15 protein-coding genes and 1 tRNA gene are annotated in these 13,144 nt (G+C 71.4%); 5 read left to right on the forward strand and 11 right to left on the reverse strand.

Annotated features, from left to right (window positions below):
- Nucleotides 1-259: 259 nt before the first annotated feature.
- On the reverse strand, nucleotides 260-667 hold the full coding sequence (locus tag DV20_RS08120) for a hypothetical protein (RefSeq protein ID WP_152603654.1): 408 nt from the start codon (nucleotides 665-667) through the stop codon (nucleotides 260-262).
- 565 nt (nucleotides 668-1,232) lie between these two features.
- Here DV20_RS08120 and DV20_RS08125 point away from each other — a divergent pair.
- Nucleotides 1,233-1,808, forward strand: a complete 576-nt coding sequence (locus DV20_RS08125) for a TetR/AcrR family transcriptional regulator (RefSeq protein ID WP_043777913.1) — start codon at nucleotides 1,233-1,235, stop codon at nucleotides 1,806-1,808.
- A gap of 13 nt (nucleotides 1,809-1,821) precedes the next feature.
- Here the strand turns inward: DV20_RS08125 and DV20_RS08130 are convergent, their stop codons facing one another.
- Both DV20_RS08130 and DV20_RS08135 read right to left on the reverse strand, forming a co-directional pair.
- On the reverse strand, nucleotides 1,822-2,913 hold the full coding sequence (locus tag DV20_RS08130) for an alpha/beta hydrolase (RefSeq protein WP_043777917.1): 1,092 nt from the start codon (nucleotides 2,911-2,913) through the stop codon (nucleotides 1,822-1,824).
- Between the two features lie 238 nt (nucleotides 2,914-3,151).
- Nucleotides 3,152-3,559: a MerR family transcriptional regulator gene (locus DV20_RS08135; RefSeq protein WP_235190740.1), complete on the reverse strand. Its 408-nt coding sequence runs from the start codon at nucleotides 3,557-3,559 to the stop codon at nucleotides 3,152-3,154.
- Nucleotides 3,560-3,645: 86 nt separating this feature from the next.
- On the opposite strand from DV20_RS08135, the gene DV20_RS08140 reads away from it, so the two are divergent.
- Nucleotides 3,646-4,374, forward strand: a complete 729-nt coding sequence (locus DV20_RS08140; RefSeq protein WP_043777924.1) for an SDR family oxidoreductase — start codon at nucleotides 3,646-3,648, stop codon at nucleotides 4,372-4,374.
- Between the two features lie 589 nt (nucleotides 4,375-4,963).
- On the forward strand, nucleotides 4,964-5,263 hold the full coding sequence (locus DV20_RS08145) for an alpha/beta fold hydrolase (RefSeq protein ID WP_152603655.1): 300 nt from the start codon (nucleotides 4,964-4,966) through the stop codon (nucleotides 5,261-5,263).
- A 47-nt stretch (nucleotides 5,264-5,310) separates the two neighbouring features.
- Here the strand turns inward: DV20_RS08145 and DV20_RS08150 are convergent, their stop codons facing one another.
- Nucleotides 5,311-6,156: a hypothetical protein gene (locus tag DV20_RS08150; RefSeq protein ID WP_043777926.1), complete on the reverse strand. Its 846-nt coding sequence runs from the start codon at nucleotides 6,154-6,156 to the stop codon at nucleotides 5,311-5,313.
- Nucleotides 6,157-6,230: 74 nt separating this feature from the next.
- Nucleotides 6,231-7,109, reverse strand: coding sequence for an AraC family transcriptional regulator (locus tag DV20_RS08155; protein ID WP_043777928.1), 879 nt, complete (start codon nucleotides 7,107-7,109; stop codon nucleotides 6,231-6,233).
- Nucleotides 7,110-7,196: 87 nt separating this feature from the next.
- Between DV20_RS08155 and DV20_RS08160 the strand changes: the two genes are divergently transcribed.
- Nucleotides 7,197-8,114, forward strand: coding sequence for an MBL fold metallo-hydrolase (locus DV20_RS08160; protein ID WP_043777930.1), 918 nt, complete (start codon nucleotides 7,197-7,199; stop codon nucleotides 8,112-8,114).
- On the opposite strand, the gene DV20_RS08165 is transcribed toward DV20_RS08160, so the two are convergent.
- From DV20_RS08165 to DV20_RS08175, 3 genes are all read right to left on the reverse strand, one after another.
- Entirely contained in the window at nucleotides 8,108-8,713 is a 606-nt protein-coding gene (locus DV20_RS08165; protein WP_200876371.1) for a hypothetical protein, read from the reverse strand. The genes DV20_RS08160 and DV20_RS08165 overlap by 7 nt on opposite strands.
- 305 nt (nucleotides 8,714-9,018) lie before the next feature.
- On the reverse strand, nucleotides 9,019-9,372 hold the full coding sequence (locus DV20_RS08170; RefSeq protein WP_268747403.1) for a MarR family transcriptional regulator: 354 nt from the start codon (nucleotides 9,370-9,372) through the stop codon (nucleotides 9,019-9,021).
- Between the two features lie 110 nt (nucleotides 9,373-9,482).
- Nucleotides 9,483-9,555, reverse strand: a tRNA-Asn gene (locus DV20_RS08175).
- A gap of 167 nt (nucleotides 9,556-9,722) precedes the next feature.
- Here DV20_RS08175 and DV20_RS45765 point away from each other — a divergent pair.
- The gene (locus tag DV20_RS45765; protein WP_003097798.1) at nucleotides 9,723-9,893 is read left to right on the forward strand and encodes a hypothetical protein; all 171 of its coding nucleotides are present in this window, start codon (nucleotides 9,723-9,725) and stop codon (nucleotides 9,891-9,893) included.
- Here DV20_RS45765 and DV20_RS08180 read toward each other — a convergent pair.
- Genes DV20_RS08180 through dnaG form a run of 3 tightly spaced genes read right to left on the reverse strand, consistent with a single transcriptional unit; the run spans nucleotide 9,883 to nucleotide 13,135 of the window.
- Entirely contained in the window at nucleotides 9,883-10,650 is a 768-nt protein-coding gene (locus DV20_RS08180) for a trans-aconitate 2-methyltransferase (protein WP_043777935.1), read from the reverse strand. The genes DV20_RS45765 and DV20_RS08180 overlap by 11 nt on opposite strands.
- 48 nt (nucleotides 10,651-10,698) lie before the next feature.
- On the reverse strand, nucleotides 10,699-11,220 hold the full coding sequence (locus tag DV20_RS08185; RefSeq protein WP_200876372.1) for a hypothetical protein: 522 nt from the start codon (nucleotides 11,218-11,220) through the stop codon (nucleotides 10,699-10,701).
- Nucleotide 11,221: 1 nt separating this feature from the next.
- Nucleotides 11,222-13,135 (reverse strand): DNA primase, encoded by a 1,914-nt coding sequence (gene dnaG, locus DV20_RS08190; RefSeq protein WP_043777939.1) that lies wholly within the window; start codon nucleotides 13,133-13,135, stop codon nucleotides 11,222-11,224.
- Nucleotides 13,136-13,144 lie beyond the last annotated feature (9 nt).

Genomic DNA, 13,144 nt, shown 5'->3' on the forward strand with positions numbered 1-13,144 from the left:
CCTCTGCGCCGGTCCTCTCATCGAAGATCCGCACCGAGTAGAAGGGTCCGAAGAGACGGCGTGGCCGGACCCTGAAACGTGAGTCCAATCCAGGCCATTCGTCACCCCAGCGCACGTTCGAAGCATAGCCGGAACCGCAGCGCCTGCAACGACGTCGGCCACCCATGACCATGATCCAACGGGTCCACCGCACCGTCGCCGTCTGTCCCGGCCTGTTCTTCCTCGCCCACGGCGGCCCGCACGTCGACAGACCAGACACCTACGGGTGCCGGAGACGGAACAGTGAAAGGTCGTATCCGCTGCCGACCAGGCTGCTCGACCGCTCGCGGCCATCAGCCCCCCGGAAGGTCATCGCCACGACATAGTCGTTGGATACGTACGCACCCTCGACAGGGAACTGGTCGCCGTGTGCCTTGATTTTCTTCGACAGCTGGTTGGCGAGGTACTGGGCGAGGCTGGCCCGACCACCCGTCGCGGCACCGCCGACCTGTATACCCAGTGCGTCCTTGAGCTCCGGATACATCTCGTCGACGCGAATCGCCAGCTGATAGGCGGTCACGAACGGCCGGCCGAAATGGTGTCCTTCCGGATGCGCGACGGTGAACCGATCAAGCGCCCTGCATACCTTGTCCAGCACGGCCTGGCTCGTCCACACGCTGTCGTTCACTCGGCACCTCTCAACGGGGTCGTGCAGCACAGTCGTCGACAGCTAGTCCTGTGTTACACCGCGTCTCACCAGTCAAGTAGTAGCGGCAAGCGCTTGGAGTCGTTGCGGTCTTCGCACCCACGAACGGACCGCAGCACACCTCGAATCCGCCGGACAGCTCGTCCTACGCCGACGCGCTGAGGACGCCCCGTTGCAGGACATCCGAGCCGCCGTGTGCTCGTATATCCGGGGAACCGCTCGACGGATCGGGGAATCAGTGCGTGCGTGTGCGGGCAATTGACAGAGTTCGCAACAGCGCCCGCCTCGCGCTCGCTGCCCGGTTGCCCGCACCGGTGCTGGCCAGCCTGACCGGAATGGCGGTCGAGGAGACATGATGTGACCGGTGCGATCGCGTGCCGACGCGCTCCCGCGCGAATTCGACCCGCGGGTGCGGCACTGACCCCGACGCCCGGCACCGCGGCCGACGTCGAAGGGTGTCCGGTGCGCGGTGCCGGGTCGAGACCGCCTGTGGCGCCGCATCCGTTTACAGTGGGGTTCCAGCGTGGAGGATCTGGCCAGGTGAGGGATGCCGCGTAACCGACGCCCGCAAGACCGGGAAGAGAAACGCGGCGAGATCGTCGCCGCGGCCACACGGTTGTTCGTCGAAGACGGCTACGACCCCACGACGGTGACGCGGATCGGGCGCGAGGCGGGAGTCACCTCCAACACCGTCTACTGGTACTTCAAGGACAAGGACGAGGTACTGGTCGCCGTGCTGGACGCGCTGTTCGCGCAGTTCCTGGCCGGCGTGGCCGAACGCTCGGCCGAACCGCCGGTCGAGCAGTTGCTGTGGGCAGTCACCGAGCTGCGGCGCGTCGATCGGCTGATCACGACCGTGCACGCCAGGGTCGCGGCCTCGGAGGCTTTGCGGGTCTGGCACGACGCCTTCCACGCGCAGGTGGAGGCGATCCTGCGGTGGCACCTGGCCGCGTTGGGCGTGCCGGAGACCGAGCAGGCCGCGATGACCCGGATCGGGGTGTTCGTCGTCGAAGGGATGCTGACCCACGCAGGCGACACCGCGGGCGATCGCGCCGTCGTCGAAACCTTGGTGCGCAGTGCCCGCGGCATCGCTGCCGTGCCGGACTCCTCCGGCTCCAGGTGACGCGGCAGGTTGGCTACCGGCCGAACCGGGCCGCGAGGAACCGGATCTGGTCCGCGACGGCACGCTCGAACAGGTCACCGACGTAGATGTCGAAGTGGTCACCGTCGTAGTGGTTGACCTGGACGTGGTCCTGCCCGGCCGCGAGGCGGGCCGTGGTGCGCGCGGGGGCGGCGCGGTCGTCGTCGCACACGCACAGCAGGGTCGCCGCGGCGATCTTGCGCAGGTCCTTGCCCGGCCGGTACAGCGGCAACCGCAACGCCAGCCGGGCCGCGACCGCGTTGGCGCTGTCGCCGCCGTCCGAGCCCATCATGACACCCCAGATCGTGTCGCGGCCGACAGCGGTGTCGCCAGGGCGGAACGGCTGCCCACCCGTCTCGACGGTCGCGGACAACCCCTTGCCCACGGCAGGAATCCGGGTAACGAACCGGGCGGTGCGCGGCGAGAGCCGAGAGCCCGCCGGGATCAGCTTGGACGCCGCGGCGATCGCGGTCGGTGACACCAGGAAGGCGGGCATCCACCACACCCCGACCACCGGAGCCAGCACCGGCTTCGCCCCGAACACCGACCCGAGGACATCGAGCAGCGCGGCAATGACGAGCCCGGCCATGCTCAGAGGGCCGGCCCGGAACCGGGAGAGCAACGACGCCGGACCGTCGGTGAACGGGCACTGGGCCACCACCGCGGCCACGCCGTCGTCCTCGCTCGCGACCCGCAGCACGTGCCCGCCGCCGAACGAGGTCCCCCACACCGCGATCCGGTCCGGGTCGACCTCCGGCAGGGACCGGCCGTAGGCCAGAGCCGCCCGCCAGTCGTCGAGCTGGTCGCCGATGTCGAGCAACTGCCGAGGAGATCCTTCACTGGCCCCCAGGTACCGGTAGTCGAACACCAGCACCATCCACCCCTGCGCGGCGAACCGCTCCGCGAACGCGTCCAGCCGCCACTCCCGCACCGCACCCAACCCGTGCGCCATGACCACCAACGGCCGAGGCCCGCTCTCCACTGCGGGCGAGTACAGCCACCCCGCGCACCGCACACCGCCGGACTCGAACCACACGTCCCGCCGTACTGACGCAGTGTGACCGTCCTTCTCCGCCGAAGTTTCCATCGCCTGCCTCAGCCAGCTCGCTCGGACGCTCTTGACTTGCAATCAAGAGCCGATTGACGCGAAGGCTAGGACCCTCTTGATTGGAAGTCAAGAAGCGGGGTTTGATGCTGCGCCGCCGTCGCTCACCGGCACGGAGAGTCCTCTTCGACGGCCGGAGCGGCACCAGCACTGAGTCCTGCTGTTGCCACAGGTCCGCGACCTCGGCGAAGAGGTGCAAGGTGGTGGAACGGGCGCTCGCTCAGGCCGTGGCGGCGAGTGCGTCGTCACGCTGCCGGGCGAGGTGGTCCGCCGCCCCGGCCATCAGGGCGTCGAGGTGGTCGCGCGTGGTGAGCAGGGCGGAGATCTGCGTGTCGATCCGCTCGCGCTCACGTCGCATCACTTCCAGCGTCTGCGCGGTGATGCCTTCCGAGGGGGTGTCGACGCACGGCAGCAGCGCGGCGATCGTCTCGCTCGACAACCCGGAGTCGAACAGCCGGCGCAGCAGGCGCACCCGGTCCACCGCGTCTTCCGGGTAAAGCCGCTGCGCTCCCGTCGTCCGGGTGGAGGCCAGCAGGCCGCGCTGCTCGTAGTACCGGAGCGAGCGGATGCTGACGCCCGTGCGGGCGGACAGGTCGCCGATGCGCATCCGCTGGTCTCCTTCGCTCACCGTAACCTCCGCCACTTCTCGTTGAACCTGACATCAGTGTCAGATTTTAGCCTGCGATCGGAACGCCAACAGGAAAGGACACCATCGTGGAGATCGCGGGATCGGTCGCCTTGGTCACCGGGGCCAATCGCGGCCTCGGCCGGGAATTCGTCGAGCAGCTGAGGGAGCGGGGCGCCAAGAAGGTGTACGCCGCCGCGCGCGACACCAGCACCATCACGACGCCGGGCGTCGTGCCCATGGCACTGGACGTGCTCGACCCGCAGAGCGTCGAGCAGGCCGCCCGGCAGGCGGGGGACGTGACTCTGCTCGTCAACAACGCCGGGATCGCGACCGGCCAGAACCTCATCCGCGGCGACCTGGCGCAGGTGCGCCGGGAGATGGAGACCAACTTCTTCGGCACGCTGGCGGTCACCCGCGCCTTCGCCGACATCCTCGGCGGCAACGGGGGCGGGGCCATCATCAACGTCCTGTCGGTACTGTCCTGGTTCTCCTGGGACGGAGCCACGTCGTACTCGGCCGCGAAGGCGGCGGAGTGGAGCCTGACCGCCGGCACCCGCGTCGAACTCGCCGGGCAGGGCACGCAGGTGCTGGGCGTGCACCTCGGCTCCGCCGCCACCGACATGACGGCCGACTACGACGGGCCCAAGCTCAAGCCGAGCGAGGTCATCGCGGCCACGCTCGACGGCCTGGCCGACGGCGCGGTCGAGGTCCTCGCGGACGAGTGGACCCGGACCACGAAGGCCGGCCTCGCCCAGGACCCGGCGGAGTTCTACGCCGCGGCCGCGCGCCCCATCCAGAGGCGCACGGCCGAGTGACCGGCCCGGCCGATCACGGCACGGGATGGCGGCGGCTTCGGTAGCGGCCAACCCGGGATCCGGTAACCGGGGCCGACTCGAGGTGTGGTGGTGAGGCGACCCCGGGCCGGGTTCAGTCCGGGAACCCAAGATCTGGACCGCCTCGAGAACCCCGCTGGTGCGACTCGGCCTGAAAGACGGCTGTGGATCGACCCGCGAACGGTGGTCGAGACGACTCCGGCGCCGGGACCACCACGGGAACCCGGCGCCGAAACGGCCCGTCCCGGCAGAGCGCGGCCGCCGAGGGCACCGGACATCAGGGCGTCCGCCCCATGGCCGCGGCGGGGCACCCGGAGCAAGTGCCGGTCAGCCCCGCGCGCGCCAGCTCGACCAGCGCCCTGCCGCCCTCTCGTCCAGCGGACCAGCGCCCTGCGGCCCCCCTCGTCCAGCGTGCGTGCCGTAGTCCACGGCCCAGGGCGCCCCGCCGGGAGTTCCCCGCGGGGCGCCGCATGCAGGTCGCGCACGCCGTTCCCTCGGCGACGCCCGCGCATTGAGCGGGCGGATCCCGCCACACGCCATCGCCCAAAGCGCGCCGCCCGCGGCGATGATCATGCGGCTTCGCCCCACCGCCGACGGCGGCTGGCGCCTGCCGTTCCACCCGCAGGACACCATCGCCTCGGAGCAAGCCACCCACGGCGTTCACTGGGCCGACTGGACCTCCACCGACTGCCCCGCCCTGTTCGTGCTGGCTCGCAACAGCCAGGTCATGCCCCCTGAGCAGGGCCGGGAGATCGTCGCCCGCCGCGCCCACACCCACCTCACCGAACTCGACGGCGACCACTTCGTCCACACCACCGACCCCCAGGGCTTCGCCGCCGCCGTCAAGGACTTTCTCGACACCCTCCGCTGACCGCTCGCACTCCCGAGTGGCTCGGGACCGGCGTCCGCCGGCTTCGTTCACGCAGTGGAAGTGCTGGGCTCCGCCCGATGGGCGGCCGCGTAGTGCGCGGTGCCGATCGCGCCGGCGACGGCCAGGACGAACCCCGCCGCGGCCGCGGCGCCGAAGCCGTCGCGGACGCGGTCGTTCAGCGCCACCACGCCGATGAGCGAGGACACCGCCGTGTTGGTGGTGAACATGATGGCGGTGACCGCGGTCGCGCGGCCGCGTTGCAGGGCCATCGCGAACGCCGCCGCCGCGACGAGCCCGTTGGCGATCATCGCCCACAGCGCCGGCTCCAGGACGAGGCGCCAGACCGGCCCGGACACCTCGAGCGTCCGCGCCGCGATCCCGACGGTGCTGAACCCCAGCCCGGCACAGAATGCGAGCACGATCGGCGACCAGCGGCCGTCCCGGCGCTGCGCGGCGAACGCGATCGCCGCGATGACCACCGCCACGCCCACCAACAGCAACTTCCACCCGGGCGGCAACAGGCGCGCGGGGCCCGGGTCCGCGGACAGGCCAAGCAGGACCAGGCCGGTCGCCCCCACCCCCAGCGCGGCCCACCCGGCGCCGGCCAGCCGGACGCCGAGGATGGCCGAGATCGTGGCGGTCACGCCGACGCTGAACGCGAGCACCGACTGGACCAGGAACAGCGGCAGGCGGTGCAAAGCGGCCGCGGCGAAGACGAACCCCAGCAGATCGACCCCGATCCCGAGGAAGTAGAGCGGCTGCCGGCGCAGCGCGACCAGGTCCTGGGGCGAGCCGCCGAAGGCACCGGCCCGCCGGACCCCGGCCGACTCCAGGATGGAACCACTGCCCGAGGCGACGGCGGCCAGCACGGCGAGGACGTATCCGAGGATCACCGCCCGAGTGTGCCAGCCCGTCCACGGCCGGCGTCCCGGGACCGGGTCCGCACCGACGTGCCGGCCGGCGACGATCAGGTCCGGTGGAGGCCCCGGAAACCGCCCGGCGCGGTGCCGAACCGGCGCTTGAACGCGTGGGAGAAGGCGAACGGCGACCGGTAACCGACCTTCGCGGCGATCGACGGCAGGGGCAGGTCGGTGTCCTGCAGCAGGCGCGCCGCGGTGGTGAGCCGCCACCAAGTCAGGTACGCCATCGGCGGCTGCCCGACCAGCGCCGTGAACCGGCGGGCCAGGGTAGCCCGGGAAAGGCCTGCGACGGCAGCCAGGTCCTCGATCCGCCACGGCGCTTCGGGGTGCTCGTGCAGCGCTTCCAGCGCGGCCGCGACCTCCGGGTCCCGCAACGCCTGCGTCCAGCCCGTGCCCGGGTGGTCGTCCAGCCAGGCGCGGATCAGGTAGACCAGCAGGAGGTCCAGCAGGCCGGTGAGGACGGTGGCCGAGCCCGGCCGCCGCTCGCTCACCTCGGCACCGAGCAGATCGATCGCCGCGCGCAGTTCGGGGTGCCGCCCGACCTCCGCCGGCAGGTGCACGACCTCCGGCAGGCTCGCGAGCAAGGGGTGCCGCCGCGCGTGGAACAGCCGGTACTTGCCGCACAGGAACTCGGTGCGGCCCGCGGGCTCGGCCACCGCCGTTTCGAACGGCACCGCGCCTGCGCCGTCCGGCGTCGAGGAGAGGACGTGCGCGCCGCCGTGCGGCACCAGCACCGCGTCGCCGGGGCCGAGCGCCACCGGCTCCCGGTCGTCCGGGAGCAGCCAGCCGCTGCCGCGCAGCAGCACATGGAAGCCCGCGCCCTCGTACGACGCGAAGCGGTAGCACCACTCCGGGCCGGCCCGGAGCCGGTTCGACGTGGGCTGCCCGACCCGCACCGCGGCGATCGCGTCACTCAGCACGTCCACGCGACCATCGTAGCCCTGAGACGATCGAGCATCAGGACTAGCCGATCACGCATGGGAAAGCTCGCCTCACCGTCCTAGCGTGGCGTCATGCACATCGGTGAAGTCGAAGTGATCAAGGTCGTCGAGTGGCAGGGTGAGATCGCTCCGGCGCAGACGATCATTCCCGGCAGCCCGCCGGAGCTCTGGACCGGCAACGCCGGGTGGCTCGCCCCCGACCACTGGAACCCGGAGACCGGCGGCTACCGCGGTGCCGTGCAGACCTGGGTGCTCCGCAGCGAGGGCCGGGTGATCCTGGTCGACACCGGGGTCGGCAACGACCGGGACCGGCCGCAGATCCCCCTGTTCGACCACCTCGCGACCCCGTTCCTCGAGCGGCTGGCGGCGGCCGGTGTCCGGCCGGAGGACGTCGACGTCGTCGTCAACACCCACATCCACTACGACCACGTCGGCTGGAACACCGAACTCCGCAACGGCGACTGGGTGCCCACCTTCCCCCGCGCCACCTACCTGATCCCCCGCGCCGACCAGGCGTACTTCGACCCGGGCAACGCCCACCGCCGTCCCGCCCCACGCACCCCGCACGAGCAGCTTCGCCGCGAAGGCAGCCTGCTGGTCTACGCCGACAGCGTCGCCCCCGTCCTCGGCCGGGCCGAACTGTGGGAAGACCGCCACCGCCTCGACCGGAACCTGACCCTCGAAGCCGCCCCGGGCCACACCCCCGGCTCGTCGGTCCTGCGGGTGTCCTCGGGCGCGGACCGGGCCGTGTTCGTCGGCGACTTGCTGCACAGCCCCGCACAGATCGTGGCGCCGGAGTACAGCAGCTGCTTCTGCGAAGACCCGCAGCAGGCCGCCACCACCCGGCGCGCGATCCTCGAACGCGCCGCGGACACCGGCGAGCTGGTCGTCCCCGCCCACTTCGGCGGACCAGGCGCGGCCGAAGTCCGCCGCGACGGCAGCCGGTTCGCGGTTCGCCGCTGGGCCGGTGACCCGTCGGCGGGCTATTGACCGAACGCGGGGTCGCCGAAGCCCATTTCGCGCATCTTCTCGGGCGAGAAGACCACCATGATTTCGTCGCCGCCGCCGAACACCCGCTGCCCATCCGGGGGATCCGGGATGGCAGCGACAAACCACACCGCTCCCGCGGCGAAGTCCAGGCGCACCACCATCGGAACGTCCACAGCGTGCGCGGGCCTGACACTGCCGTCGGCTCGCCGGCCCGGCCGGAATTCCAACCGCTCCCAATACGCGGCGGCGCCGCGAATCGGCGTGCGAAGGTATCGGTCCCACCGGCTCGCGGGACCGGGTCCGATGCGCTCCGGCCCCTCCTCACCCAAGGCGAGATGGTCTTCGATCGGGCCGTCGAAGACTTCGACCCCGTAGGTGTAGAAGGTGCCGGTCCAGGTGACCGCCACCGGGCCCGCGTCGGTGACGAGCCCGACGCCCATCACAGCGTGGTGCCAGCTGCCGTAATCCCACCGCGCGGGTTCGGGGGCGAAGTTGTGGACGTCCCAGTAATCCACGCCCAGAACCCGGCGGCCCACGAGCCCGCTCAGCCTCGCCTCGAAAGCCACGCGCGGATCATCGGCCCCGTCCATCCGTTCCACACGACGATCCTCCCCGACGACCCCCGCCGGACGCACCTGGTTATGACGCTCGGTCACCGCGGCGGCGGGCCGTACCGGTTCTCCCCCCGGTTTACCGACGCACCACCAGCCGGACCGTCCGGTGTCGGGCAGGCGCCGGACCCCCGGCATTGATGAAGGGCACCAGAAACGACAGGTACAGCAGGGTGCCGATACTGCCCTGCCTGGCGACGGCCGGCGCACCCTCAAGCTGCATGCGCCGAAGTGCGGGCGGTACGGCCGGGGGACCGGTCCCGGTCGCGCGCGGCGGGATTGCGGCTGCGGAATCAGGGAACTCGTCGAGAAGAGTGCTCCCGCTTCCTGAGCAGCCGGGTCTGTTCGCGCAGGACGCCGACCGTGTTCGTCACCCAGTCCGCGATCACCGCCTGCTCGGCCGGGGAATAGCGGGCCATCAGCTTCGCCATCGCCGCGTCGAGGCCGGCGAACACCTTGCCGAACGCTCCGGGCACCGCCGTGATCACCAGCCTGCGGCGGTCGGCCGGGTCCGGGGCGCGACGGGCCAGCCCGGCGCGCTCGAGCCGGTCGACCACGCCGGTCACCGCGCCCGGGGTCAAGCAACGGCAACGGCCGCGGTCTGGCCGTCGCCGCCCAGCAAGTCCACCTGCCGACGACGGCGTCACGGGCAGCGGGGACAGGCGGTCAGGTTGCCGTCTGGACGACCGTCAAGATAGACACTGAATCGCCCCTGCTCGGCGCAGCAAAAAAGCCCAGGTCATCGACCTGGGCTTTGCTCCCCCGCTTGGACTCGAACCAAGAACCCTCCGGTTAACAGCCGAATGCTCTGCCAGTTGAGCTACAGGGGAATGTTGCTCACTTCCGGTGCCGGTCTCTCCGACCGACGAGAAGAACTTTAGCCCATCCCTCCAAGGCCCTTCACACCACCCCCCACTTAGCGCAACCGCCCCCGGCCGGCCGGTTTTCCTGGACAATGGACAGTCGGACGACCTAACGACGGAAGGCGTGGACGCGGATGAAGAAGTTCCTGCTAGGGGCAGGCCTGGGGTACGTACTGGGCGCCAAGGCAGGCCGGGGGCGGTACGAGCAGCTCGTGCGCACCTACCGCCGGGTCGTCGACCACCCGATGGTCCAGGGCGCCGCCGGGGTGGCGCGGGCCAAGATCGGGGAGAAGCTCAAGCGCTGACGCGGGCCACGAAGAACACCCGGCGGAACTCGAACCACGTGACCCCGTCACGCCGCGCCGGGTAGGCGGACTCCAAGCGGGGAGCCAGCGAAGCGCGGAACTGCTCCCACTCGGCGTCGGACAGCGCTGCGCGGATCGGGCGCAACGCCGTTCCGGTGATCCACTCCAGCACCGGCGACGGGCCGCGCAACGGCTGCACGTACGTCGTCTCCCAGGCGTCGACGGCGCAACCCGCGTCGGCCAGGAGGTTCGCGTACTCCAGCGGGGTCGACACCGCGTCGTCCTCGCGCAGCACCACCTCGGCCAACCGGGACGCCCAGGCCGGGGACGCCGCCAGTTCGCGCGTCAGCACGTGCGAAGGCGCGTCGAAGTTGCCCGGCACCTGCACCGCCAGGTACGCCCCCGCGGGCAGCGAGGCCGCCCATCCGCGCAGCAGCGCCGCGTGGTCCGGCACCCACTGCAGGACGGCGTTCGACACCACGACGTCGGTGTCGGGCGCCGGTGTCCAGTCGCGGACGTCGAGCAGTGCCGCGTCGAGGCCGCGTTTGCGGGCCGCCTCCACCATTTCGGGTGAACTATCGCTGCACTCCAAGACAGCCGCAGGCCAGCGGTCGCGCAGGGTGACAGTCAGGTTGCCCGGGCCGCAGCCCAGGTCGACGACGCGCCGCGGCTCCGAAGCCCCGATGCGCGACGTCAAGTCGTAGAACGGCCGGGCCCGCAGGTCCGCGTAGTCGAGATACTTGCCCGGATCCCACACGACGACCTCCCGAATAACAGTACGCTCGTACTGAGTACGAGCGTACTGCTACTGCGCCGGGTTGACCAGCTTCGCGGCGACCTGCTCGGCGATGGCCTCGACCAGGGCGACGTCGGTGCCGGGGTCCGGCCGGACCTGGAGCACCGTGCCGTCGCGGCCGGGCACCTTGCGCTGGACGAACCACGCTCCCCCGGTGCCGATCTCCTGCCGGTGCCGCGAGCGGATCGAGCCCTCGACGCGCTGGTAGGCCTCGCGCGGCAGTCTGCCCGGCGACGGCAGCCGGAAGCGCACCGGCGGGCGATCGGCCAGGACGACCGCCGAGCCCGCCGTGCCGACCTCGGCCGACTCGGTCAGCGTGAAGACGCCGTCCGCCCAGGCCGCCTTGCCAATGAGGTGCCAGCCGACGCGGCGCGCTCCGTCGCCGGCCGGGATCCACAGGCCCAGCGCGGTCACGACCAGGTGCCCGCCGCCCTCGACCGGGGCGCTGTCCACGACCTCTTCACCCGGCGCCAGCGCACCCGCGAAGCCCGGCGGCGTGCGGTCGCCGAGCAGGCGGCGCAGGAAACTCATCTCAGCTCCACGCGCCGGCGGCCGCCTGCTCGCCCAGCGACTTCTTGTACTGCTCCAGCGCGACGAGGTCGCCGAACAGAGCGCGGTAGTCGTCCGGCGCTTCGACCGGCGACAGCCGCTGCAGCTTGCCCTTGATCTCCGCGATCTGCCGCCCGACGAGGCTCTCCTGCAGCCGCGCGAGGATCGACGAGATGTACCGGGAGTCGACCTCGTCCTTGGCCTGCAACGGTTCCACGGCCAGCTCCGAGAGCACCCGGCGGACCGTCCCTTCCGGACAGTGCGGGGCGGCCGCGTCCAGCAGCGCCGGCCCGGTCAGGCCCGATCCCGCGCCGCCCGCCTTCAGCACGGCCTCGTGCACGGCGACGTACACCGGGTGCGTGAAGGCCTCCAACGGCAGCGCGTCGTACTCCGGCCCGGCGATCGCGGGCTGCTGCAGCGCCGCCTTCAGCGCCTCGCGCTGCACGGCGAACCGCGGGTCCTTCGGGGCCGGGCGGGCGACGTCCTGCGTGGGCGCGGCCGGCGCCGCCTGCGCCCGCGCCGGCTGCCGCAGCGGTGCCCCGCCGCGCTTGTCCGTCACGCCCGCGGCCCCGCGGACGCGGTTGACGACCTGGGCGACGTCCTGCCAGCCGACCCACCAGGCGAGCTTCGACGCGTAGCCGTCGCGGGCCGCCCGGTCCTTGATCGACGCCACCATCGGCACGGTCTTCTGCAGCGCCGCGACCTGGCCGTCGACCGAGTCGAGGTCGTAGTTCTTCAGCGTGCTGCGGATGACGAACTCGAACAGCGGCGTCCGCCGCGCGACCAGGTCCTTCACCGCGCTGTCGCCCTTGGCCAGCCGCAGCTCGCAGGGGTCCATGCCGTCCGGCGCGACCGCGATGTACGTCTGGCCGGCGAACGTCTGGTCGCCCTCGAACGCCTTCAGCGCGGCCTTCTGGCCCGCTTCGTCGCCGTCGAAGGTGAAGATCACTTCGCCGCGGAAAGCGTCGTCGTCCATCATCAGCCGGCGAAGCACCTTCATGTGGTCTTCGCCGAACGCCGTGCCCGACGACGCGACCGCGGTCGGCACGCCCGCCGCGTGCATCGCCATGACGTCGGTGTAGCCCTCGACCACGACCACCTGGTGCCGTTTGGCGATCTCGCGCTTGGCCAGGTCGAGGCCGAACATGACCTGGGACTTCTTGTAGATCGGCGACTCGGCGGTGTTGAGGTACTTCGCCGAGATGCGGTCGTCGTCGAACAGCCGCCGCGCGCCGAAGCCGACGACGTCGTTGCCGACGTCCCGGATCGGCCAGACCAGCCGCCGGTGGAACCGGTCCATCGGGCCGCGCTGGCCCTCCTTCGACAGCCCCGCGGTGAGCAGCTCCTTGACCTCGAAGCCGCGGTTGAGCAGGAACTTCGTCAGCTTGTCCCAGCCGCCGGGCGCGTACCCGCAGCCGAACGTCTTGGCCATGGCGGCGTCGAACCCGCGCTCGGACAGGAAGTCCCTCGCCGGACGCGCCTCGTCGGTGACCAGCTGTTCGGCGTAGAACTCCTGGGCCAGGCGGTGGGCCTCGACCAGCCGGGTGCGGCTGCCGCGGTCGCGCTGGATCGTCGCGCCGCCGCCCTCGTAGGTGAGCCGGATGCCGACCCGGTCGGCCAGCCGCTCGACGGCCTCCACGAACGAGATCAGGTCGATCTTCTGGACGAACTTGATGACGTCGCCGCCCTCGCCACAGCCGAAGCAGTGGAAGGTCCCGTGCGCCGGGCGGACGTTGAAGGACGGGGTCTTCTCGTTGTGGAACGGGCAGAGGCCCTTCAGGCTGCCCCCACCGGCGCGGCGCAGTGCCACGTACTCCCCGACGACCTCGTCGATCCGGTTCCGCTCGCGCACCTCCGCGATGTCGCTCTCCCGAATCCGTCCTGCCACGCGACCCACTCTAGCCGC

It is taken from the genome of Amycolatopsis rifamycinica (assembly GCF_000695625.1).
GTDB lineage: Bacteria > Actinomycetota > Actinomycetes > Mycobacteriales > Pseudonocardiaceae > Amycolatopsis > Amycolatopsis rifamycinica.